The sequence below is a fragment of the Pontixanthobacter luteolus genome (assembly GCF_947494915.1).
GTDB lineage: Bacteria > Pseudomonadota > Alphaproteobacteria > Sphingomonadales > Sphingomonadaceae > Pontixanthobacter > Pontixanthobacter luteolus.
In genome coordinates this window covers 298,657-321,293 of sequence record NZ_CANLWR010000001.1, presented here as the reverse complement: position 1 = coordinate 321,293, position 22,637 = coordinate 298,657, and the positions used below count along the sequence as shown (strand labels likewise).

Genomic DNA, 22,637 nt, shown 5'->3' with positions numbered 1-22,637 from the left:
GAACATTAGCCGTGGGCCATGAAATTGGGCTGACCGTTCGATGCGCTCACCCCGCCGTCTACGGGCAGGTTTACGCCGGTGACAAATTTCGCATCGTCGCTGGCCAGAAACAGGACCGGGCCAGCGATGTCTTCCGGCTCTGCAATGCGGCCCAGCGGCAGGCGGTTCATGAACGCTTTCATCAATTCTTCGTTCTCGGTGATGCCGCCGGTCATATCGGAACGGGTGACCGAAGGCAGCACGGCGTTAACGCGCACCCCCTTGCCGCCCAGTTGCAGGGCGAGGCTGCGGGTCAGGTTGGTAACGGCGCCTTTCGACGCGTTGTAGATCGGCAGCGTCCAGTCGCCGCCAATGCCGGAAACGCTGGAGATATTGACGATCGAGCCGCCGGTTTTCTTCAGTTCGGGGATTGCTGCTCGGCTCAGGTAGAGAACGCCTTTGACGTTGATGTCGATCACCTTGTCGATGTCGCTGTCATCGGCTTTCTCCAGCATCCCGGATGCGGCCACGCCGGCATTGTTGACCAGAACATCGACGCCGCCGAATTTTTCGGCCGTCTTGCTGATCAGTTCCTTGGCGAATTCCGGTTTGGAAACGTCACCCGCCACGATCAGCGTGCGGCTAGGGTCCAGATCAGCTGCAACTTTCTCGCAATCTTCGCGGCTGCGCGAATTCAGCACAACATTGGCGCCTTCGGCTGCGAAGCGGCGGGCTATGCCCTCGCCGATACCGTGCGACGATCCGGTTATGATCGCGGTCTTGCCGTTGAAACGAGAGAGGGTTGTCATGCAAATTTCCTTCCGATTGCGAGTCTGGCTGATCAACGCACCGGAAGGGCAATTGCTCCAACCTTGTCGTCCTAGTCCGCGCTTACGCCCGACGGCGCATCCCACAGCAGGTGGCGTGTTTCCAGAACCACGATATTGTTGGGCCGGATGATTTCGGCCCGGCTCTTGTAGCCAAGCAGCGTTTCCGCCGGGATATCGAGGTTGTTGACCAGGATCCGCGTCTCTTCGGAGGTAAAATCGGTCAGCCCCCTCGCCCGCTCGATCCCTTCGCCGTCATAGATATGCAAGACATCACCCCGGGTGAAATCGCCATCCATCGACACGATATCGTCCCGCTTGATCGCGACACCGTCATCCAGCCTTGCCGCGGCCTCGTCCTTCAGCACAAGCGAGCCTGCCATTTGCAACCGGTCCGACAGCCAATTGCTCCAGCCGGATGCCGGCTCTTTATGTGCGATGCATTTGGTGCAGGCGCGTTCCTTACGCAGGACCGAAGATAGCGGACGATCCGCCTCACCATTGGCGATATAGGTCGTGCAGCCGGCGTTTTGCGCCATATTGGCCGCCTGAAGCTTGGTCAGCATACCCCCGGTGCCGAGCGTGCTGGTGCCCGTGGTTGCTTCCAGATATTCGCTGACGTCCTGCAATTCCTCGACCAGCTGGGCACCTTCTTCTGAAGGATTACGATCATAAAGGCCGTCGACGCCGGTCAGGATGATGAAGTCCTTCGCCTCCACCATCTGCGCGATCTTGGCAGCCAGACGATCGTTGTCACCAACCTTGATTTCCTCGGTGGTGATGGTGTCGTTCTCGTTTACGATCGGCATAATGCCGGACTCGAGCAAACGGTGCACAGTGTTCTTGGTATTCAGGAATCGGCGGTGATCTTCGAAATCGCCCAGGGTCAGCAGGATCTGCGCGATTTCGAACCCGTATTCATGGGCAACCTGCTTGTAGGCATTGAGCAGCAACGGCATGCCGCACGCTGCAGCGGCCTGCTTGTCGCTCAACCCGGCAGTTTCCGGCTTTTCGCCGACCAGGTTCATCCCCAGCGCGACCGCGCCCGACGAACACAGGATCACATCGTAGCCATCGGCCCGCAAGCGCGCGATATCCTCAAGCAGGCGCTGCATGAAACCGAAGCGGGGAGTAAGCAAATCCGAATTTGCCAGCAGGCTGGAGCCCACTTTGACGACGAGACGCTTTCTCCGAGACACATTATTCCTTTCAATTGCCTTGAATTGTATGCAGCACCATCTAGATACCCGTTGTGCAGCGCACAACCATCAAATTAAGAAAAGTTTAGGCTTCAAATATTGAAAAGTACTAAAGCAAGTATAAAACAAGAGTATCTTGAACTATTTTGATTTTACTTTTCTATACCTCCTAATTTTGAACACATACTGCTCTTAATGAATTTATGATTAAAATTTTACGGGAGTTAACTTGAATATACTATTGATCGGATGCGGAAAGATGGGGGGAGCACTGCTGACGCACTGGCTTTCCGGACCAGAAAGCTTCTTCATTGTCGACCCGGGCCTGGAAATCGCGCCCGACGGAGCAACACTTGTTGCTGGCCGAGATGATCTCGCGGGGCGCAAGTTTGATGTCGTTATCGCTGCGGTCAAACCGCAGCAGATCGACGACATTCTTCCGCAATATGCAGACGCGTATCAGGATGACGGGTATCTGCTTTCAATCGCGGCTGGTTGTTCGATAGAGCGGCTCGCGAAAGCTTCCGGCGGCAAGCCGGTGGTTCGCGTGATGCCCAACCTTCCTGCAGCGATCGGTCGGGGGATGAGCGGGATGTGCGCCAGTGACAGCGCCAATGATGGGCAAAAGGCCCACGCATCAGCCATGATGGAACGGACCGGATCGATCATCGAAGTCGCCAACGAAGATATGCTGGACCGGCTGACTGCAGTTGCCGGATCAGGCCCGGGATACGTGTTTGAGATGGCCCGCGCCTATGTCGAAGCAGCAATCGGCCTTGGTTTTGCGGAACACGAGGCACGCCAGCTCGTTCTGGAAACAATGGGCGGAACCATTGCGATGGCAGTGGAAGATGGCGGACCGCTGGAAGAAATGCGAAATTCGGTGACCAGCAAGAATGGCACCACTCAGGCCGGTCTAGGCGCCTTGAACGGCAGCGAAGACTTCACCCGCCTGATCACCGCCACGCTCGACGCGGCATACCGCCGCGCCGTCGAACTGCGATAATCGCAGCCAGATGACAGCTTTCAATATTTCCCCCATGAGCGGGAAACAGACCAGGGATTACCTATGAACGTGCAGACATTCGACCAGACAGCTACGATTACGGATCTGGGCAAGCGCGCCAAACAGGCAGCGCGCCAGCTGATCGGCGCGACCACCGATGCGAAGAATAGAGCATTGACCGAAGCCGCCAACGCCCTGCGCAAGGCGATGCCGCAATTGCTTGAGGCTAACCGTATGGATGTGGAGGAAGTTCGCGGGAGCAAACCCGATTCCTTCATCGACCGCCTTATGCTGAACGAAGAGCGCATCGAAGGTATTGCGAAGGCGCTGGAAGAGATTGCAGAATTGCCCGATCCGGTCGGCCGCAAGCTCGCCACTTTCGAGCGGCCCAACGGCCTGTCGATCGAACGCGTGGCCGTCCCTATCGGGGTGATCGGCATGATTTACGAATCGCGCCCCAATGTCGGCGCAGATGCCAGCGCGCTATGCCTGAAATCGGGCAACGCCGTGATCCTGCGCGGGGGTTCCGAAAGCCGTCACTCGACCCGCGAAATCGTCGCGTGCATGCAAGCAGGCCTGAAAGCTGCCGGTTTGCCGGAGGATGCGGTCCAGACCGTGCCCACCACCAGCCGGGAAGCGGTCGCCGAACTGCTCGAAGCGGTCGATTACGTCGATCTCGTCATCCCTCGCGGCGGACGCGGATTGGTGGAACTCGTGCGTGACCGCGCCAAGGTCCCGACGCTTCTGCATCTGGACGGAAACTGCCACAGCTATGTCCATGCTAAGGCCGATCAAGACAAGGCTCTGGAGATCATCCGCAATGCGAAGCTTCGCCGCACCGGCGTATGCGGCGCAACTGAAAGCATCGTCGTCGACAGCGCTATTGCAGGTGATTTCCTGCCCAAGCTGGCCGACAAAATGCCTGATTGCGAACTGCGCGGTGACGAGGCATCGGTTGCAGCCGACAGCCGGATCAAGTCTGCCGATGAAAGCGACTTCGGTACAGAATATCTCGATTCCATCGCATCGGTAAAAATTGTCAGCGGCCTGGAAGAAGCGATCGAATTCGTGTCGGAACATTCGTCCGGCCATACCGATGCCATTCTTACCGAAGACGATGACGCAGCGCGGCAATTCCTGACCGCCGTCGATAGCGCCGTGGTCATGCACAACGCTTCGACGCAGTTCTCTGACGGGGGCGAGTTCGGTATGGGCGCAGAAATCGGTATCGCTACCGGTAAAATGCACGCGCGCGGACCGGTCGGCCTGGAACAGCTGACGAGCTTCAAATACATCGTTCACGGTCAGGGCCAGACCCGCCCGTAACGCAAACCCGTTGTAAGACAGGAGCACACTGCCGTCGCGCTCCGGTGGCCATGAGCCGCCGGGGCTGTTAGGGCGCGCGGCATGCAGACAGGGACTTATATTTCACTCGCCGGCTATTTCATTCTGATGATCGCCATCGGATTGTACGCCTGGCGCAAATCCACTGACGACAGCGAGGGCTATCTGCTGGGCGGGCGCAATTTGCACCCCGCCGTCGCAGCTCTTTCCGCCGGCGCGTCCGATATGTCGGGCTGGCTCCTGCTCGGGCTGCCGGGCGCGCTTTATGCGGCCGGACTTGTCGAGGCATGGATCGGGATCGGTCTGTTTGTCGGCGCATTCTTCAATTGGTGGATCGTGGCCCCGCGCCTGCGAAAGCAGACGGAGGAACTGGGTAACGCGCTGACGATTCCGCAATTCCTGGCCAACCGCTTCCCGGATAAAGCAATCGCACTGCGCGTTACCGCTGCGATCATCATCGTCACCTTCTTCTCTGTCTACACCGCAGCTGGCCTGGTTGGCGGCGGCAAATTGTTTGAAACCAGCTTCGCGAGCCTGTTCGGAGACGTCGGCATCAGCGACTACATGCTCGGCATCTGGCTTACCGCCGGCGTCGTTCTTGCATACACCATGGTCGGCGGCTTTCTGGCCGTCAGCCTGACCGACTTCGTGCAGGGCTGCATTATGGTGGTCGCGCTGGTCCTGATGCCTGCCGTCGTTCTCAGCGGCGGGGTGGACCTGAACGCAGCAGTGCAGGCGACCGGACCGGACTATCTGACTTTGTTCGGCGGGCTGAGCGTGATCGGGTTTCTCAGTGCGGTCACATGGGGCCTGGGCTATTTCGGCCAGCCGCACATTATCGTGCGCTTCATGGCTGTGCGCAGCATCGCTGACGTGCGTGTTGCCCGCAATATCGGCATGAGCTGGATGGGCGTGTCGCTGATCGGCGCGATTGGCGTGGGTATCGCCGGCCGCGCCTATATCGAGGCGAACGGTATGACGGTCGACGATCCGGAAACGATCTTCATCGTTCTTGCCAACCTGCTGTTCCACCCGCTGATCACCGGGTTCCTGCTTGCCGCGCTGCTTGCCGCAATCATGAGCACAATCAGTTCCCAGCTGCTGGTGGCCTCATCATCGCTGACAGAGGATTTCTACCGCCTGTTCCTGCGCAAGAACGCGAGCGAGCGCGAATCCGTGAACATCGGCCGTATCTGCGTGCTGCTGGTGGCTCTCGCCGCGATCGTGATTGCTAGCGACCCTGACAGCCAGGTTCTCGGCCTTGTATCCAATGCATGGGCCGGGTTCGGTGCTGCATTCGGGCCGCTGATCATTCTTTCTCTGACATGGAACAGAATGACCGGCTCGGGCGCGCTGGCCGGCCTGATCACCGGCGCCGCCGTAGTGATCGCATGGATTTCGCTGGGCTGGAATGGTAGCTTCCTTGGCGGCGAAGGCGTTTACGAGATCATCCCGGGGTTCATCGCTGCATGGATTGCGATCGTCGCGGTCAGCGCAGCGACCCGTCCGAAGGAGGGCTAAATGGCAAAAATCACTGGTCTGGGCGGCGTGTTCTACGTCGTGGAAAATCCCGAAGCCACGCGGACATGGTACCGCGAGAAGCTGGGACTGGATGGTGATTACGGGCCTCAGCTCAATTGGTCGGAAGAAACCGGCGACAAGCCCTATTCGCTGATCAGCCATTTCGAAGAGGACAAATATATCAAGCCTGGCAAAGGCGGGTTCATGATCAACTTGCGGGTCGACGATCTGGATGGTTTCACTGCCGTGCTGAAAGAACGCGGCGTCGAAATACTGGACAGTGCGGATGAAGGTTACGGCAAGTTTGCCTGGATCCTGGACCCTGATGGCATCAAGATTGAGCTGTGGGAGCAAGTCGAAGCGCCCGATTGATCGGCCCAAACGCGCCCGGCTTAGGCTTGTGTTAACCAAGTTTGCGCAAAAATACCCCGCATGGTTCGGGCAGTTTTCTTATTCACCATGGCGGCGCTGGTCAGCGCGTGCAACATGGTGCCCGGGTCCCGCGAGGCTGAGGCGCCGCGCGTTTCAAACACAGGGACATTCGCCGCATCCCCTGCCGCAGGCCAATGTATCGCGCGGCTGAACCGGACCGGTTCGGTGTTCGAGGCTGTGCCTGACAGGTACTACGGTGCCGGATGCTCAACACTGAATGCCGTGAACATGCAGCAGATCGGCGGCGACGATGCGCGTTTCACGCTCACCAACATTGGTGCAGTCACCTGCCCCACCGCCAACAGCTTTGCCGGTTGGGCGCGCTTCGGGGTGGACCGTGCGGCTCGGCAAATTCTCGGTAGCGAGCTTGTCCGGATCGAAACATTGGGCAGTTATGCCTGCCGAAATATTGCCGGATCGAACAAACGGTCGGCCCATTCCAAAGCCGAAGCAATCGACATTGCCGCATTCATACTAGCGGACGGCCGCCGGATAGAAGTGCGCAGCGACTGGGACGGTGGGACGAGTGCAGAGCGGCAGTTCCTGCGCACCATTCATGGCAGCGCCTGCAAGCGTTTCGGGACTGTTCTGGGCCCCGAATATAACGCCGCGCACCGCGATCATTTCCATCTGGAGGTCACCGGCGGCAATTTCTGCCGTTGATAATCGGTCAACTGGCGATGCCGGGTGCGATCTCTATCTGCGCCTCCAGTTTCACCCTGACAGCTTCGGCTGCGTGCCGTGCGCCCAGCTTGGTCATCATGTTGGCCCGGTGGATTTCAACCGTACGGGGGCTGATTGCCAGTTCGCGGGCGATCACCTTGTTGCTGCATCCGCGCGCCAGCCAGTCGAGAACCTCCCCTTCCCGTTTTGACAAATTGGCAATGCGGTCGCGTGCCTCGATCATTCGGCGGCGTGACCGGGCATAGGTTTCTGCCTCTCCGCTCAACTTGCCGAGCGTCATATCCAGCCGGGCATGATCAATCGGCATCTGGATATAGTCGAGCGCACCCGCCTTCATCGCGCTGACCACCTCATGCGGGCCTGGATCATCTCCGGTGGCGATGATCGGCAACCAGACACCTTTGTCGGAAAGCTTCCGAACAAGCCCCTCGATCCCGCCGAGTAACGGATCATCGCGCATTATCAAGATACCGCTGCGCGGCGGGCGTTCGGTTACTTCAGCAATATTTGCATAAACTTCGGCATGATAGCCAAGGTCAAATACAACACTGGCAATTTCTGCCCTGACCCGGGTTACCGGGTCGACGATATGGAGTGTGATACGATCTGCCATGGATGCAATCATGCCGAACTAGGCAATTTTGCGCACTCCGTATCAATACCGCATTGGAGTATTATAGTCTGTAAATATTGAACAATTTTCGCGCCACCGGATAGTCGGGTTAATCCATATTGGATCAAAGATACGCAAAATAACTAAGTAAACAAACCTGCGTTCATTACTCAGCCGAGCTATTCCGATTTAAAACTATAGTCTGGCAGGGAATGGAATGCGGTTCTGAGCGCGTCGCCCCACCTGGACGAAATCGACTGGAAATACTCATCGTCCGCGTGGATGCGGCGTTCGTGGATGGGTTCGTAATTGTCACGTTCGACCACCATCAGATCAAGCGGCAGCCCGACCGACAGATTGGCCTTCAGCGTGGAATCGAATGAAACCATCAGCAGCTTCGCAGCATCTTCGAAGCTCATCGTCTTGTCATAACCGCGCAAGATAATCGGGCGGCCATACTTGGTTTCGCCGATCTGGAAGAAAGGGGTGTCGAAGCTCGCCTCGATGAAATTCCCTTCCGGGTAGATCATGAAAAGTCGCGGTTCCATCCCCGCGATCTGGCCTGCCAGAATGATCGAGGCGGTAAAACGGCCCTTGCCCCGTGCGCCGTTCTCATCCTGTGTTTCCTGAATGGTCGCACGCAGCAGCTTGCCGATTTCAGATGCGACCTGAAACATTGTTGGCGCCCTTAGCAGCGAATTTCCGCGATCTTCCGGTGCCTTGGTGCGTTCTTCCAACTGGCTTATCACCGATTGGGTCGTCGCCAGATTGCCGGCGGTCATTACCGAGATGATCCGTTCGCCGGGCACGCGCCATGTCGACATCTTGCTGAATACGGAAATGTTGTCGACACCGGAATTCGTGCGCGTGTCGCTCATCAGCACCAGCCCCTGGTCCAGAATCATTCCAACACAGTACGTCATCTCTTCAATCCTTCATCTGCTCACCCTTGCCGCTTTCGCAGCGTTCGGCGGGCATCATTTTGCAGGTCATATATGGCAAACCGCTTAGGCGCGCCGCGGCGCGCGGTCTATTGCTTCGAGCATGGACCCGTCACTGCTGGATGGTTTGCTGCTCAACAGCGACATCGACCGTCAATTCGTCACTCTGGGTGCCAAAACTGATACCGGTGATCGGCGATGCATCGTTGTAATCCCGGCCGGTCGCCACCCGTACATAGCGCGGATCGGGACTGATCCCGTTGGATATGTCGAACCCGACCCATCCCAAACCGTCTATGTGAGCTTCTGCCCAGGCATGCGTAGCCTCCTGATCGATCCGGTCGTTCATCATCAGATATCCGCTGACATACCGTGCAGGGATGTCCATCGCGCGCGCTGCGCCGATAAAGATGTGCGCGTGATCCTGACAGACACCGCGGCCCAGCTTCACTGCGTCTTCTGCAGTGGTGTGAACCCCGGTTTCGCCGGTGCGGTATTCAACATCACTGCGAATATGTTCGGACAGGGCATGGAGCGCGTCCAGACCCGTCTCGCCGGTGCTGCTGACATCGCGGATGAAACGTTTCAGTTCCGGTCCGGGCTTTGTTAGCCGTGTCTGCCCGGTAAAGCTCCACAAGGGTAGGTTGCCCGCATGCTGGCCGATCACCCCGGCATTGTCTTCGGTGTCGACAAGCCCTTCGCATTGCACCACGACGTCCTTGGCACCTTGATTGACCGAAACCAAAGTCACTGTGTTGAAGTGCTGGTCATCATATTCCAGCTCCTTCTGCGCATTTTCATACGACATCTTCCAGTCGATGATTTTCTGGCCCTGTGTCGCCTTGGGCGTGAGGCGCAGACGCTGGAGCGCGTGAACAACCGGCTCCTTGAAGCGGTACTGCGTGGTATGGCGGATCGACAGTCTCATCGGATCACGCCGTAAACCGGTAATCTTCGGCAATAGCAGCCGCGATGGACGAGTTGCGATTGACGAATTCGATCAGGAATTCGTGAAGCCCCTTCTCGAAGACGTCATCGATAGTGGTGTCGGTCATGATCATGTCAGCCTCACGCATCAATTCGTTGCAGGCACCTTGCGCATGATGAAGCTTGGCCAGCGAGGCCAGATCATCGCGCAGCGCCGAGTGGCAGAACGCCAGGCTCCGCGGAAAACGTTCGTCCAGAACCAGAAATTCAACGATACCGCGGGCATCGATTTCACCGGCATTGAGCCAGCGATAGGCCCTGTCGCCTGATACGGACCGCAGCACGTTGTCCCATTGGCTGGTATCCAGGCTGGACCCGACATAGGTCAGCGAAGGCAGCAGCAGATAATACTTGATGTCGAGGATACGCGCGACGCTGTCGGCACGTTCGACGAAAGTCCCGGCGCGCGCGAAATGGAATCCGGAATCGCGCAGCATCGTGCCCGCCATCGCGCCGTGCACGAGCGTGCCCGCGCGCCTGACATCGCCGACAACCTTGCCCAGATTGCCCTGCGCCACAGGACGTTTCAGCTGCGATTCCAGGTTCATCCAGCTTTCGTTGATCGCTTCCCAGACTTCGCTGCTGATCGTATTGCGAACCATCCGCGCGTTCGTGCGGACCTGTTCGAAAGTGCTCAGGATATTGGCGCTGTTTTCCTTGTCGCGAAGAATGAAATTCCACACGTTGGATCCGGTGAAGTCGCCATCATATTTCGCATCGAAGGAAGCCTGCTGGCCCGATGCCCCGATGAGCGAACGCCATTCCTCCCGCGCAGAGGTGTGATCGCGCGTCAACGCCATGCGCAGGCCAGCATCCAGCAAGCGCGCCGTGTTCTCGGCCCGCTCAAGATAACGGAACATCCAGAACAACCCGTTGGCTGTGCGGCCTAGCATGAGCGGCCTCCGATCGGACAGGTCAGCACCATCAGTCTTTCAGCACCCAAGTATCCTTGGTCCCGCCGCCTTGGCTGGAATTGACCACCAGCGAGCCTTCTTTCAGCGCAACACGCGTCAGACCGCCTGGGGTGATATCGACACCTTTGGGCGAAACGAGGACATAGGGGCGCAAATCGACATGGCGCGGCACCAACCCTTTCTTCGTGAAGATCGGGGTCGTGGACAGCGCCAGCGTTGGCTGCGCGATGTAATTGTCAGGCGTTGCTTGCAGCTTCTTGCGGAAGGCAGCGATTTCCTTCTTGGATGCGGTCGGGCCGATCAGCATACCGTAACCACCGGAGCCGTGGACTTCCTTGACAACCAGTTCCTCGAGATTGTCGAGCACATAGCCAAGGCTGTCCTTGTCCGAACAGCGCCACGTCTGCACATTGGGTAGCAGCGGCTTCTCACCCGTATAAAATTCGACGATTTCGGGCATGAAACTGTACACGGCCTTATCGTCGCAGACCCCGGTTCCCGGTGCATTTGCGATTGTTATGCCGCCGGACCGGTAGACATCCATAATCCCCGGGACACCAAGCATGCTGTCCTTGTTGAAGGATAGCGGATCGAGGAATTCATCATCAACGCGGCGGTAGATCACATCGACCGGTTCAAAGCCGTGCGTGGTCCGCATCTGCACCCGCCCGTCGATTACGCGCAGATCGCTGCCCTCGACGAGTTCGGCACCCATCTGGTCGGCGAGGAAAGCGTGTTCGAAATAGGCGCTGTTGTAGATACCCGGCGTAAGCACGGCCACGTTGGGCTTGCCATTGCAAGCTGGCGGCGCGCACGCAGCAAGGCTTTTGGCCAGTTGGCGCGGATAGGTCGAGACGGGTTCAACCTGCACCTGCGAGAACAGTTCAGGGAACATCGCCATCATCGTTTCACGGTTTTCGAGCATGTAGCTCACCCCCGACGGGGTTCGGGCGTTATCTTCCAGCACGTACCATTCATCCGGGCCGGTCCGGACCAGATCGATCCCGACGATGTGGGTGTAGACTTTGCCTGGCGGGGTAAATCCGACCATCTGCTGAAGCCATGCAGCATTGTCGCGGAACAGCCGGGTCGGAATGCGGCCCGCGCGCAGGATTTCCTGCCGGTGATAAAGATCGTAGATAAACGCGTTCAGCGCGCTAACCCGCTGTTCGATCCCGCGGGTGAGACGGCGCCATTCGTTCGCGCTGATGGTGCGCGGCACCATGTCGAACGGAATCAGCCGTTCTTCAGCCTCGTCCTCGCCATATACGTTGAAGGTGATGCCTGTTTTGCGAAAGCTGCTTTCAGCCTCTCCATGCTTGCGCTTCAACCAGCTTTGATCTTGCTGGTCGAACCATTCGCAATAGCCCGCATATGCCGGACGAACGGATCCGTCGGCACCAAACATCTCGTCAAATTTGGCTTTCGCCTCAGTCATGAACCCCCGATTCAGGCTGGCGTCGCATCTACCCTTATAGAGGTCTGCCAAACAGGCAATGCGCTTACCGTACACCAACCAAAGGTTCAGCGGCCTTCAAGTTCCCGTAAAACCGCGGAAATACATTCCGGGGAGTAGGAAAAGCCCAGATGGTTGCAGCGCAAAGCGACCGCCCGGTCGCGCTCGCCCGGCTTGCCGCACGCACTGCGCGGGCTGATTATTCCGTCGCTCGCGCTCCAGAAAGCAACCGTTTCTACCGGCGGTTTGGCTGCGTTGTCTGTTTCCACCGGCGGATTATCAACCGAATGCCCGGTCAGGAACTGGTAAATGCGCCACGCATTGTTGGCCCGCGGATTACCGCTGAAGGGGGACCCCATGGTCACGACCTTCGCGATCATTTCCGGATGCCGGCGGCCCAATTCCCGGGCGAACAATCCGCCCAGGCTCCACCCGACCAGATAGACTGGCCGGTCGTAGCGGCGGTAAATCTCGTCCAGCCGCTGTTCCAGATATTCGACATTTTCCGGCGTCGGGCCGAAATTGAAGCCCAGGCCCCAGCGTTTCACCTTGTGCCCGGCGCGCTCCAACTGCTGCGCCATGTACCGCATACGAACAGGATGCGTTGCAAATCCGGGCAGCAGCATGACAGTTCGCGGCGCTTCGGCCTTCGCGATATCGATTTTGCGGAACGGGCGAACCGCCGGTTCAGCCAGAAACCGCAATTCACCTGCTAGATGGCGCAGTTTCGGCCGCTCTGCAGGTTGCGGATTTTCTGCGCTTGCAAGCGCAACCCTGCGAGAAAGCTCTTCCGCAGTCCAAACCCGCGCATTCGCGGAAGGGGGGGAATTTTGCATTGCCATCGTTTCGTAACATTGTCGCAGAAATGCCTTAATGCAACATGTCCGTAACGATGGCCGCAATCACGTCTTAAATGGAACCCCGATCAGATCGTCAGGTGCAAGGCCCGATCCGTTCTGATTTCGTCTTCATTTTCATGTTCATCTTGCCCACCGGGCCAGCGTCTACCGCCATGTCCATCATCAGGTCCGAACGGTCCGTTTCTACCAAGCCGGTCAGCGAGATTTCCGCCCCCGCGCCAGCCGGACCATCGCAGGACATTTTTGCGTCCAGGTTCGATCCGCTGGTGTCGAACCGGGTGAAATCGCACGACAGCCCCTCGTCCGGCTTGCTCAATTCGCGGAGCATATCCTTGAAACCTTTGTTCGCTTCGGCCTCGGTCAGGCACTGCTCCGATACGTTGGAGCCCATCCCCTGCATCTGCTTCATCTGCTCGACCTGCTCTGCAGGCAGTCCGGGAATGCTGAATTCGACCATTTCAGTAGAGGTCCGGTAAAGCCCCGGCTCAGGCTTTGCGAGGTTTTCCATTGCCGCGATCACTTCTTCTTCGGACTTGGGCTGTTCCACTTCGCTTCCGCACGCAGACAGGCCAAGCGCGGCCAGCGGGATATAAAAAGCAATACGCATAATGGGTTCCTTCAGGTTTTTAGCCGGATGACGCGCACGCAAGCTATCAATCATCACCGCCAAAGCCAAGCTTGCTCAAGGCCGCAGCACCCCCCATATGTTCCGCCATGTCAGAATTAGTAATCCGCCGCGGCCTCGAAGAACCCGATACCAGTGGTGACTTTGTCCCGCACAAGCCTGCGCGCCCGGAAAAAAGCATGCCGGGCAAGAGATTCGAGCTGGTCTCCGATTATCAGCCCGCCGGTGACCAGCCGACCGCCATCGCGGAACTCGTTGGCGGGATGACCGATGACGAGAAGACCCAGACGCTGCTCGGCGTTACCGGCTCTGGCAAAACCTTCACCATGGCCAAAGTCATCGAGGAATTGCAGCGCCCCGCGCTGATCCTTGCTCCGAACAAGATTCTGGCGGCGCAGCTTTACGGCGAATTCAAAAGCTTCTTTCCCAACAATGCAGTCGAGTATTTCGTCAGCTATTACGATTATTATCAGCCAGAGGCATACGTGCCTCGGTCGGACACCTATATCGAGAAAGAAAGCTCGGTAAACGAAGCGATCGACCGGATGCGCCATTCGGCGACCCGTGCGCTGCTGGAACGCGATGACGTGATCATCGTGGCATCGGTCTCGTGCCTGTACGGCATCGGTTCGGTGGAAACCTATTCGGCGATGATTTTCGATATCAAGAAAGACACCAGCGTCGACCAGCGCGAACTGATCCGCAAGCTGGTGGCGCTGCAATACAAGCGCAACGATGCCGCATTCACCCGCGGCACGTTCCGGGTGCGCGGCGACAATCTCGAAATCTTCCCGAGCCATTATGAAGACATGGCGTGGCGGATCAGCTTTTTCGGCGACGATATCGAGGAAATCAGCGAATTTGACCCGCTGACCGGGACCAAGGGCGCAAGTCTGGACACCGTCCGGGTGTATGCAAACTCGCACTATGTAACCCCCGGCCCGACGATGAAGCAGGCATCCGAGGCGATCAAGTTCGAGCTGCAGGAACGGCTGAAGGAACTGAACGAGGAAGGTCTGCTGCTGGAAGCGCAGCGGCTGGAACAACGGACCAATTTCGATCTGGAAATGATCGCCGCCACGGGCAGCTGCGCCGGGATCGAGAATTACTCGCGCTTTCTCACCGGACGCCTGCCAGGCGAGCCGCCACCAACCCTGTTCGAATATCTGCCCGAAAACGCGCTCCTGTTCGTCGACGAAAGCCATCAGACCGTGCCGCAGATCGGCGCAATGTCCAAAGGCGACCACCGGCGCAAGCTGACGCTGGCCCAATATGGTTTCCGTCTGCCAAGCTGTATCGATAACCGCCCGCTCCGCTTCAACGAATGGGATGCAATGCGCCCGCAAACCGTTGCCGTGTCGGCCACCCCCGGCAACTGGGAGATGGAGGAAACAGGCGGGGTTTTCGCAGAACAGATCATCCGCCCGACCGGCCTGATCGATCCGCCAGTGGAAATCCGTCCGGTCGAAGACCAGGTTCAGGATTGCATCGACCAGTGCCGCCAGACCGCCGAGAAAGGCTACCGCACGCTGGTCACGACCTTGACCAAGCGCATGTCCGAAGATCTGACCGAGTTCATGCATGAGGCAGGCCTCAGGGTCCGCTACATGCATTCCGACGTCGAAACTCTGGAAAGGATCGAACTGATCCGCGACCTGCGGCTGGGCGTGTATGACGTGCTGGTGGGAATCAACCTGCTGCGCGAAGGGCTCGACATTCCCGAATGCGGGCTGGTCTGTATTCTGGATGCCGACAAGGAAGGTTTCCTTCGCAGCGAGACCTCTCTCGTCCAGACGATCGGCCGCGCCGCGCGTAACGTGGATGGCAAGGTGATCCTGTATGCGGACAGGATTACGGGCAGCATGGAACGGGCCATGGCCGAAACCGATCGGCGCCGCGAAAAACAGCGCGCCTATAACGAAGAACACGGCATCACCCCGACCACGATCAAGCGCAATATCGCGGATATCGTGGCCGACACAGCCAGCAAGGACCGCGTCACCGTCGATCTGGGCGATGATCAGGTCAACAATCTGGTGGGCCACAATCTGCGCGCCTATATCGAGGATCTTGAGAAACGCATGCGCAACGCCGCAGCGGACCTCGAGTTTGAAGAGGCCGGCCGGCTGCGCGATGAAATCCGCAAGCTCGAGGCGGACGAATTGGGCATCCCCGATGGAGACAAGAAAGCCCCGCTCGTGGGCCGGGCAACAGAGGGCAAGCCGGGCACGCGCAAGACGCGTTACGGCAAAACCCAGAAAAAGTGGGGCAAATGAGACTGATCGCTGCCCTGCCATTGGTTTTGCTGGCCGCCTGCAAGCCTCCGGCGACCGACGACTATGTCGAGCGCGTCGAGATCGGGGCTTCGCAGGATATGCCCTCCGCGCCGCTGGAATCCCCCGATACCGAAGGCGCGCTGTGGGCCGATAGCGACCGGCCGCTGCGGCTGGTTTATGGAAAACCCGGCGAAACTCCGCTGCTGGCGCTTGCCTGTGAACGATCAGACAACAGCAGCTCTACGGTCCGACTGACGCGGTTTGCCCCCGCCGATCCGCAAGCGCAGGCTCTCATCGCCCTGATCGGCAACGGGCATATGACCCGGCTGCCGATCGATGCAAAATGGAACGGCCGGTTCTGGCTGTGGGAGATGGAACTGGCGGCAGACGATCCTGCTCTGGATGTGCTGACCGGCCCCCGCAGGGTAGAACTCACCATTCCCGGGGCGGGCAGTGTCGCACTCAATCCGAGCCAGCGGCCCGGCCAGTTGATCGAGCGGTGCCGGATGCCGGGGCAGGCCCCTCTCCCGCAAGAATGACCAGCGTTTCGGGCGTCAACACCTGCGGCAGGACTGCCGCCTCGCCCCCGGGCCTGTACCAGATATAAAGCGGCACGCCCGCTGCCCCTTGCCGGGTCAGAAACTCGGTTATTTCAGGATCCCGGCGGGTCCAGTCACCGCGCATCGCGATGACATCCGATTTCGCGAAGGCGGCGCGGGTTGCCTCGCGTTCGATCGCCACGCTTTCATTGACCTTGCACGTCAGGCACCAGTCGGCGGTAAACCAGATAAACACCGGACGTCCGCTTGCCCTTGCCTGTGCCAGTGCCTTGTCGCTGAAAGGGACCGGATCGAGCAGTGAGGCGGCGTCTTGGCCGTCCTGCTCTGCATAGCTGGCCGGAAGGGCAAAGGCGGCGAAAATCAGGAATGGCGCGGAGATCAGTCCGAAGGCAGGCCATGCCATTTTCCCGCTCTGCTGCAACCGCCCAACTACGGCCAGTGCCGCGAATACACCGAACAACAGGATCATGGTGACAAGCGCGAACCCTTGCCCGCCAATGCGTGAGACAAGCCAGATCAGCGCAAGCGCGGTAAGCCCCATCGGGATCGCCATCAGCCTGCGAAAACGCTCCATCCACGGCCCCGGCGAAGGCAGCAGGCGGCGGATCGAAGGGACAAAGCCGATCAGCAGAAATGGCAGCGCAAGCCCCAGACCCAGCACCGCAAACAGCAACAGCGCCTGCGCCGCCGGCATCAGCAAGGCAGCTCCAATCGCGGCCGCCATGAACGGCCCGGTGCACGGCGTGGCGGCCACCGCTGCGAGCAGGCCGGTGGCAAAGGCGCTGGCCGGTTCCCCGCTACGCGTCAAAGGAATGGAAGGCAGCGAGAAGAGCCCGGCAAGGTTCATGGTGATCGCGACCGCAAGGACCAGCAGTGCGACCACAAAGGCGGGTTCCTGCAGCTGGAAAGCCCACCCGACCTGCTCGCCCGCTGCACGCAATGCGAGCATGACCCCGCCAAGCGCGGCGCACGCAAGAATGACGCCTGCGGAATAGGCGACGGCTTCTGTTCGTGCCTGCTTCTCGTGCCCCCCTGCCCGCGCCAGGCTCAGTGCCTTCAGGCTCAATATCGGGAAAACGCATGGCATGATGTTGAGGATCAGACCGCCAGCCAGCGCCGCCAGCAACAGCAGGGCAAAACCGGTGCCGGTGATCGGGGCTGCGCCTACCGGCGAGCCACCCGATGCAACCGCCCCGGGAACGGCCTGAAACCGCACGCCTTCACCGCTGCCAAAGGAAAGGATGCCGGCAATCCTCTCAGGCTTCGCGACATTGCCTGACAGCGCGATCTCCGCGACCAGAGTATCTCCCGCGCGCCTGAATACCTGCGGCGCCGCATAATTCACCAGATTGATGTCTTCGATAAATATGTGCGGCTCACCAAGCTCCAGCGAGTGCGGGATTGGCACTGCAATGCGAAGTGTTTGCCCGCTTACCTGAAAGACAGCGTCAGCATCGATCATGGCCGGAATGGCGGCGCGCCACTGCGCGAACCGGCTGTCCTGATTGCCGCCCTGGCCCAGCCCTACCGTCACTTGCAACGCGCCCTGTTCGGGCACGCAAATCTTATCGGTGCAGGCGAGCCACTGCGCCTTTAAGCCGATTGGCACACTGCCGGTTGCCGGGACACCTTCTGGCACCGAAACCGGCACAAGTACGGCATAATCGCCTTCGTAGATGTGGTTCATCAGCCCGCTGATCAGCAACCGTTCCGGCACCGGATATTGCGGCTGCCCCGCTTGCCATCCCGGCGGCAGGTCCCATTCCAGTTGCATGCCGTAACCGGCATCGCCCGGATTCTCCCAGTAACCATGCCATTCTTCGCTGTTCGGCCGGAACAGCAGCGCAAGCGTCAGGCTCTCGCCTGGCACTGCCGGACCATCGGCAATCAGCGATGCCTGAATGTTGGTATTTGAGCCCGGAATGCTCTGCGCAAAGACCGATGAAGGTGCGAACAATGCAGCCAGCAATACCGCGAGCACGGCAAAGCCAGTCGCCAAACGGCGGAAATCGGCCATTCCGGGCATTATCCTTGCTTGCAACACGTTGCGCCATTTAGGAGGGAACTGCTGAACCCGCAATGATGGCCGAGAAAGGCAGAATTTCCCGTTTATGTCGTTGCTCCGAAAGCTCCACACTTTTGCCGCGCTGCCCTTCCGCGAAAAGCTCGCATTTTTCGAAGCTGCCGTGCTTCTCGCCTATGCACGATTGCTGGTGCGCTTCGTGCCGCTGTCCAAGTGGCGCAAGGAAATCGCGGTTTCACGCCGCTCGGGCGATGGCGGTGCCCCGCGGATGGGCGGCCAGAGGCGCGACGATGCAAAACTGGTCCGCCGGACAATCAAGCGAGTCGGGCGCAATGTTCCAGTCGAATTCGTGTGCCTGCCGCAAGCGCTCACAGCGCGCTGGATGCTTTCCCGCCGGAACGTGCCGACCGAATTGCTGCTGGGGACCAGATTTTCAGCCGAGGAAAACCGGGAATTTCACGCTTGGCTGAAGGCGGGCGACTTCATGGTCACCGGCGACTGCGTGGAAAGCGAGTACGCCATTCTGGGTTCGCAAAAACGCGGCTGAGGGCCCCTCCCCCATTTCCAAGCTGTCACTGACGCGAAAACATTCTGGCAAGCGCCCGGCCAATCCCAAGCACAGGCGAAATAATCGGCAACGTCCATAGTGCCTGAGGCGGCAGCGGGAGCACCTTCAGATCGAGCGGACGTGCGATTTCCAGCATCAAAGCCTTGAGCCGGTATCCGCTGCCCTTGTGCAGCAGCAACGAATGGCGAATGCGCGCGGCAAAATGACGCCAGTCGCCAAGCCGGTGCTGACGCGCACGTTCGGGCCCGAATATCATCGGCATTTCCAGCTGGTGCAGCCTCGATACGTCTTGCGTTTCGACGATCTGCTGAAATTCTGACGGAAGGGGCGTTCCCAGCAATTGCTGGGAGAGACCAAGTGATGCTGCAACTAGGGGTTCGAGATTCTGGTGCCGGGTAATGCGTGCGACCTCGGACGCTTCTTCAGCGCTCAGGCCGCGCACGACCCGGTCGATATCCACCAGCCATTTCAGCCGTGCCCAGCCGCTTTTCGCGCCATGCACCATGATGTAGACAAAATGCGGCGCCGGTTTCAGCATGGGCAGATCACGTCCGGCGCTACTGTCCCACCGCGTCAGCGAAGGCCATTCGCTTTCCAACCAAGGTAGCAAAGCCGGGTTCTGGACCATGCGCCAGTGCAAGTCGATTTGCAGACCATCATCGCCGCGCGCGAATGAGAACGCGTTGTGGATCGATTTGAAGCTGCGCCGCACACGGTCGGTAATTTCGAAACCGGGATAGAAACGCCGAAATCCGCGGCCCACCACGAGCGCTTCGGCCTCATCGAACCTTTGGCTTTCCACTAGCAGGTCGACATCGATCATTTCCCGCTGCGATGGTTCCGGGTAATATTTCGCCGCTACGCCCAGCCCTTTGAGCAGGACGAAGCCAATGCCAGCATCGCGCAACTTCGCGGCGATTACGCTGGTTTCCGCGACCGCCCGCATGTAAACGTGGGCATTGCTTTGGACCGCCTCTGCCAGCTGCGCCGACAGCCCGCCCGGCATGTCTATCCCGCCCACCTTGCATGCACCCGCATGGACCAGCGCTGCGACACGGTGGCGGTACACCAGTTGCTCGAACCGGTGCCAATCGACGCTGGATGTCCCGCCGCGAAATTCATGCGCAAACGGGGACGCTGCCGGATCGAAGGCCAGCAGGAAGAGCAGCAATCTCTGCTCCCTATCAATCACGGTGTCGACTTTTGCCCCCATATCTTCAGACCTGCTTGTTGCCTTTCGGCGCATCTGGCAAGGCTTTGCACCGTATGGGGGAATTTCTGACCTATTTTGCCGATTTGCGGCGCGATGCAGGCAGGCAGTTGCCGTTCGCGGCGCTGCTGGTCGCCTTGGGCGCATTGCTGGAAGGAATCGGCGTGCTGGCCATTCTGCCATTCGCCGCAGTCATCACGGGCACCGCCGACACACAGCTTTCCCGCGATCTGCTCGGGTGGATGTCGCAATTCGGGATCGACAGCGAATGGTCGCGGGCGATTGCACTGGTTGTCGCTTTCCTGATGCTCCTTGCGGTCCGCGGAGTCGTAATCTGGCAGCGCGATACGCGCCTGCTCAGCCTGGGCCTCGGCTATGTCGACAGGTGGCGCAGCAAATTGTTTCGCGCCATTGGTGCGGCCGATTGGCCAACAGTCACTGCGCTGCGCCGCACCGATATAGAGCACGCGGTGACCAATGACGTTGCGAGGTTATCCGCCGGGACGGACCAATTGCTGCGTGCCGGCGCTGCCGCCGCGATGGTGCTGGTTCAACTGGGCATTGTCGCATTGCTATCGCCTTTGCTGCTGGTGCTGGTCGGCGTGTTGATGGGCACCGCGCTGCTTTTCACGCTGCCTCTGCTGCGCAAAGCGAACTTGCTTGGTGAACGCATAACACATTCCGGCCGCCGCATTCACGGCGTGCTCGGCGATTTCATGGCCAGCCAGAAACTCGCCCGGCTCAACAATGCCGAAGGAGATTTCCTGAGCCGTTTCGATAGTGCGGTCAGCGATGTTCGCGGGCACCAACTGGCGTTCCAGAAATCGCAGATAACCGCGCGGCTTGTGTTCCAATTCGCCGCAGGCGTAGTCGTGCTGACCGCTTTGCTGGTCGGTTTTTTCGTACTGCAGACGCCCCTGTCGGTGCTGGCCGTGACCATGGTTGTGCTCGCCCGGTTGGTCGGCCCGATCCAGATGATTGCACAGACCGGACAGGCGATTGCCAATGCCCTGCCGGCATATGGCGCCCTGCGCGGATTGTACGCCGACCTTTTGGCAGCAGCCGAAAGTCCCACAGCAAGACCAGTTGAGGCCGCGCAGATCGGCGGCCCTGCCCGTCTGTCTCTGGCCGATGCCGGTTTCACCTATCAAGGGCAAAGCCGGCCTGTACTGCACTCTGTCTCTCTCAAGATCGAGCCAGGTGAGATAATCGCCCTGAGCGGCAAATCGGGCGCCGGTAAAACCACTTTGCTCGACATTTTGTCGGGCCTGCTTCTGCCAAGCAGCGGTGAACTGGAGATCGACGGGGCTTTGGTGGACAGCGAGGCAGCAATGAGAGCCTGGCGTTCGCAGCTTGCCTATCTCCCGCAGGACCCGTTTCTGTTCGACGCCCCGCTGCGCGAAAATCTGGTGTGGAGCGCGGACAATCCAACCGACGAGCAGGTATGGCACGCACTGGAACTTGCCGGTGCCGCAGAGTTCGTTCGCGCTTCGCGTGGCGGGCTGGAAACGCGCTCAGGCGAGCGGGGACAGGCATTTTCCGGGGGTGAGCGGCAAAGGCTCTGCATCGCCCGCGCACTGCTGCGTAACCCCCGCCTGATGATCCTTGACGAAGCGACCAGCGCGCTCGATGCGAGGCTGGAAAATGATATCCTGACCCGGCTGTCCGCAATGAGGGATCGTTTCTCGATCCTGTATGTCACGCACCGCCGTGATGCATTGATCCACGCAGACAGGGTGCTGTCATTGGAAGAAGGGCGAATTGTCTCGCAATGAGTGTCGAACTGATCGAACGACGGCGTGCCGCAATACGAAAGCATGTGTTCCTGCTGTGCCCGAACAACAGCGGTTCGACATTCCTGTCGAAAGCGATCGGGACCTCGCCAGCGGTCTGGAGCTTGGCCAGAGAGGGGCAGCACACCTTTGGGTATGCAGGCCCGTCGACCATAGCTTCACCCTGGCCGCTCATCTGGTACGCTGACGAGGAAAGCACCGCGTATTTCCGCGATCACCCGGAATTTGACTGGGAACGGACCAAGCGTGCCTGGTATCTACAAGCAAGCGCTGAAAACGACACGGCCCCCGTGTTCATGACGAAGTCGCCGCCATTCCTGCTGATCGCAGACAAGCTGATGGCGAATTTTGCCAGCACCAGCTTTTTGTTCATGGTGCGCAATCCCTATGCCGCGATGGAGGGGGTATTGCGCCGCCCACGCCGCACAGGCGATGCCGGGGCCGGCCCCGATTTACCGCGCATTGCCGCACAGCATTTCGTCAATTGTCTGAGACAGCAGAAGGCCAATATCGCCGCATATGGCGACAATTCGATTGCCTTTACCTACGAAGAGCTATGCGCTTCACCGGAAAAAATTGCCGCGCGAATTGCAGATCTCGTACCTGAGCTTGCCGGCATTGATCTGACGCAGAAACTTTCGGTCAAACAGGCTTACGACGAACCGCTGCGCAACATGAACGAACAACAGATCGGCCGATTGACTGCGGAACAGATCAAGGTGGCCAACGAAATTTTCTGTCCCAATGCGGATATCCTGTCGCATTTCGACTATGACCTGATTGAATAATAGCGTTCTGAGGGCAAAACAGAACCTGTCG

21 protein-coding genes are annotated in these 22,637 nt (G+C 59.1%); 10 read left to right on the top strand and 11 right to left on the bottom strand.

Annotated elements, in window-relative coordinates; all coding sequences use genetic code 11:
• Positions 1–5: 5 nt before the first annotated feature.
• Positions 6–788: a meso-2,3-butanediol dehydrogenase gene (gene budC, locus PO778_RS01520; protein ID WP_271438373.1), complete on the bottom strand. Its 783-nt coding sequence runs from the start codon at positions 786–788 to the stop codon at positions 6–8.
• A 71-nt stretch (positions 789–859) separates the two neighbouring features.
• Entirely contained in the window at positions 860–2,005 is a 1,146-nt protein-coding gene (gene proB, locus PO778_RS01515) for a glutamate 5-kinase (RefSeq protein ID WP_160729365.1), read from the bottom strand.
• 229 nt (positions 2,006–2,234) lie between these two features.
• On the opposite strand from proB, the gene proC reads away from it, so the two are divergent.
• From proC to PO778_RS01490, 5 genes are all read left to right on the top strand, one after another.
• Positions 2,235–3,011, top strand: a complete 777-nt coding sequence (gene proC / locus PO778_RS01510) for a pyrroline-5-carboxylate reductase (protein WP_333908171.1) — start codon at positions 2,235–2,237, stop codon at positions 3,009–3,011.
• A 63-nt stretch (positions 3,012–3,074) separates the two neighbouring features.
• Positions 3,075–4,337 carry a glutamate-5-semialdehyde dehydrogenase gene (locus tag PO778_RS01505; protein WP_271438372.1) on the top strand — a complete coding sequence of 421 codons (1,263 nt, stop codon included), beginning with the start codon at positions 3,075–3,077 and terminating at the stop codon, positions 4,335–4,337.
• Positions 4,338–4,418: 81 nt separating this feature from the next.
• Positions 4,419–5,876 (top strand): sodium/proline symporter PutP, encoded by a 1,458-nt coding sequence (gene putP / locus PO778_RS01500; RefSeq protein ID WP_271438371.1) that lies wholly within the window; start codon positions 4,419–4,421, stop codon positions 5,874–5,876.
• A complete protein-coding gene (locus PO778_RS01495) occupies positions 5,877–6,248 on the top strand; it encodes a VOC family protein (protein ID WP_271438370.1) in 372 nt (123 codons plus the stop codon).
• Between the two features lie 60 nt (positions 6,249–6,308).
• Entirely contained in the window at positions 6,309–6,971 is a 663-nt protein-coding gene (locus PO778_RS01490) for an extensin family protein (RefSeq protein WP_271438369.1), read from the top strand.
• Between the two features lie 7 nt (positions 6,972–6,978).
• Here the strand turns inward: PO778_RS01490 and PO778_RS01485 are convergent, their stop codons facing one another.
• From PO778_RS01485 to PO778_RS01455, 7 genes are all read right to left on the bottom strand, one after another.
• Entirely contained in the window at positions 6,979–7,605 is a 627-nt protein-coding gene (locus PO778_RS01485) for a response regulator transcription factor (RefSeq protein WP_271438368.1), read from the bottom strand.
• A 179-nt stretch (positions 7,606–7,784) separates the two neighbouring features.
• Entirely contained in the window at positions 7,785–8,528 is a 744-nt protein-coding gene (locus tag PO778_RS01480; RefSeq protein WP_160729358.1) for a proteasome-type protease, read from the bottom strand.
• A 130-nt stretch (positions 8,529–8,658) separates the two neighbouring features.
• Positions 8,659–9,474: a transglutaminase family protein gene (locus PO778_RS01475; RefSeq protein ID WP_271438367.1), complete on the bottom strand. Its 816-nt coding sequence runs from the start codon at positions 9,472–9,474 to the stop codon at positions 8,659–8,661.
• Positions 9,475–9,478: 4 nt separating this feature from the next.
• Positions 9,479–10,426, bottom strand: a complete 948-nt coding sequence (locus tag PO778_RS01470) for an alpha-E domain-containing protein (RefSeq protein WP_271438366.1) — start codon at positions 10,424–10,426, stop codon at positions 9,479–9,481.
• Positions 10,427–10,457: 31 nt separating this feature from the next.
• A complete protein-coding gene (locus PO778_RS01465) occupies positions 10,458–11,885 on the bottom strand; it encodes a circularly permuted type 2 ATP-grasp protein (RefSeq protein ID WP_271438365.1) in 1,428 nt (475 codons plus the stop codon).
• Between the two features lie 86 nt (positions 11,886–11,971).
• Positions 11,972–12,745 carry an esterase/lipase family protein gene (locus tag PO778_RS01460; protein ID WP_271438364.1) on the bottom strand — a complete coding sequence of 258 codons (774 nt, stop codon included), beginning with the start codon at positions 12,743–12,745 and terminating at the stop codon, positions 11,972–11,974.
• 91 nt (positions 12,746–12,836) lie between these two features.
• Positions 12,837–13,370, bottom strand: coding sequence for a DUF3617 domain-containing protein (locus PO778_RS01455; RefSeq protein ID WP_160729353.1), 534 nt, complete (start codon positions 13,368–13,370; stop codon positions 12,837–12,839).
• Between the two features lie 107 nt (positions 13,371–13,477).
• On the opposite strand from PO778_RS01455, the gene uvrB reads away from it, so the two are divergent.
• Positions 13,478–15,664: an excinuclease ABC subunit UvrB gene (gene uvrB, locus PO778_RS01450; protein WP_271438363.1), complete on the top strand. Its 2,187-nt coding sequence runs from the start codon at positions 13,478–13,480 to the stop codon at positions 15,662–15,664.
• Complete coding sequence (locus PO778_RS01445) at positions 15,661–16,203, top strand: hypothetical protein (RefSeq protein ID WP_271438362.1); 543 nt, start codon at positions 15,661–15,663, stop codon at positions 16,201–16,203. The genes uvrB and PO778_RS01445 overlap by 4 nt, the downstream gene beginning before the upstream one ends.
• Here the strand turns inward: PO778_RS01445 and PO778_RS01440 are convergent.
• Positions 16,127–18,241 (bottom strand): protein-disulfide reductase DsbD family protein, encoded by a 2,115-nt coding sequence (locus tag PO778_RS01440; protein WP_271438361.1) that lies wholly within the window; start codon positions 18,239–18,241, stop codon positions 16,127–16,129. The two genes, PO778_RS01445 and PO778_RS01440, sit on opposite strands and share 77 nt — an antisense overlap.
• A 94-nt stretch (positions 18,242–18,335) precedes the next feature.
• On the opposite strand from PO778_RS01440, the gene PO778_RS01435 reads away from it, so the two are divergent.
• Positions 18,336–18,794: a lasso peptide biosynthesis B2 protein gene (locus PO778_RS01435; protein WP_271438360.1), complete on the top strand. Its 459-nt coding sequence runs from the start codon at positions 18,336–18,338 to the stop codon at positions 18,792–18,794.
• A 25-nt stretch (positions 18,795–18,819) separates the two neighbouring features.
• Here PO778_RS01435 and PO778_RS01430 read toward each other — a convergent pair whose 3' ends face one another.
• Entirely contained in the window at positions 18,820–20,028 is a 1,209-nt protein-coding gene (locus PO778_RS01430; protein WP_271438359.1) for a nucleotidyltransferase domain-containing protein, read from the bottom strand.
• A 53-nt stretch (positions 20,029–20,081) separates the two neighbouring features.
• Here PO778_RS01430 and PO778_RS01425 point away from each other — a divergent pair, with 53 nt between their 5' ends.
• Positions 20,082–21,800, top strand: coding sequence for an ABC transporter ATP-binding protein (locus tag PO778_RS01425; protein WP_271438358.1), 1,719 nt, complete (start codon positions 20,082–20,084; stop codon positions 21,798–21,800).
• Positions 21,797–22,606, top strand: coding sequence for a sulfotransferase (locus tag PO778_RS01420; protein WP_271438357.1), 810 nt, complete (start codon positions 21,797–21,799; stop codon positions 22,604–22,606). Before PO778_RS01425 ends, PO778_RS01420 begins: the two co-directional genes overlap by 4 nt.
• Positions 22,607–22,637 lie beyond the last annotated feature (31 nt).

Excerpts from the sequence above, each read along its gene's own strand:
- PO778_RS01440 (WP_271438361.1), bottom strand. The coding sequence starts at position 18,241 with ATGGCCGATTTCCGCCGTTTGGCGACTGGCTTTGCCGTGCTCGCGGTA.
- uvrB (WP_271438363.1), top strand. The coding sequence starts at position 13,478 with ATGTCAGAATTAGTAATCCGCCGCGGCCTCGAAGAACCCGATACCAGT.
- PO778_RS01505 (WP_271438372.1), top strand. The coding sequence starts at position 3,075 with ATGAACGTGCAGACATTCGACCAGACAGCTACGATTACGGATCTGGGC.
- PO778_RS01485 (WP_271438368.1), bottom strand. The coding sequence starts at position 7,605 with ATGGCAGATCGTATCACACTCCATATCGTCGACCCGGTAACCCGGGTC.
- PO778_RS01495 (WP_271438370.1), top strand. The coding sequence starts at position 5,877 with ATGGCAAAAATCACTGGTCTGGGCGGCGTGTTCTACGTCGTGGAAAAT.
- PO778_RS01425 (WP_271438358.1), top strand. The coding sequence starts at position 20,082 with ATGGGGGAATTTCTGACCTATTTTGCCGATTTGCGGCGCGATGCAGGC.
- PO778_RS01465 (WP_271438365.1), bottom strand. The coding sequence starts at position 11,885 with ATGACTGAGGCGAAAGCCAAATTTGACGAGATGTTTGGTGCCGACGGA.
- budC (WP_271438373.1), bottom strand. The coding sequence starts at position 788 with ATGACAACCCTCTCTCGTTTCAACGGCAAGACCGCGATCATAACCGGA.
- PO778_RS01460 (WP_271438364.1), bottom strand. The coding sequence starts at position 12,745 with ATGGCAATGCAAAATTCCCCCCCTTCCGCGAATGCGCGGGTTTGGACT.
- PO778_RS01475 (WP_271438367.1), bottom strand. The coding sequence starts at position 9,474 with ATGAGACTGTCGATCCGCCATACCACGCAGTACCGCTTCAAGGAGCCG.
- PO778_RS01420 (WP_271438357.1), top strand. The coding sequence starts at position 21,797 with ATGAGTGTCGAACTGATCGAACGACGGCGTGCCGCAATACGAAAGCAT.
- PO778_RS01455 (WP_160729353.1), bottom strand. The coding sequence starts at position 13,370 with ATGCGTATTGCTTTTTATATCCCGCTGGCCGCGCTTGGCCTGTCTGCG.
- PO778_RS01490 (WP_271438369.1), top strand. The coding sequence starts at position 6,309 with ATGGTTCGGGCAGTTTTCTTATTCACCATGGCGGCGCTGGTCAGCGCG.
- PO778_RS01445 (WP_271438362.1), top strand. The coding sequence starts at position 15,661 with ATGAGACTGATCGCTGCCCTGCCATTGGTTTTGCTGGCCGCCTGCAAG.
- putP (WP_271438371.1), top strand. The coding sequence starts at position 4,419 with ATGCAGACAGGGACTTATATTTCACTCGCCGGCTATTTCATTCTGATG.
- PO778_RS01430 (WP_271438359.1), bottom strand. The coding sequence starts at position 20,028 with ATGGGGGCAAAAGTCGACACCGTGATTGATAGGGAGCAGAGATTGCTG.
- PO778_RS01435 (WP_271438360.1), top strand. The coding sequence starts at position 18,336 with ATGTCGTTGCTCCGAAAGCTCCACACTTTTGCCGCGCTGCCCTTCCGC.
- PO778_RS01470 (WP_271438366.1), bottom strand. The coding sequence starts at position 10,426 with ATGCTAGGCCGCACAGCCAACGGGTTGTTCTGGATGTTCCGTTATCTT.
- PO778_RS01480 (WP_160729358.1), bottom strand. The coding sequence starts at position 8,528 with ATGACGTACTGTGTTGGAATGATTCTGGACCAGGGGCTGGTGCTGATG.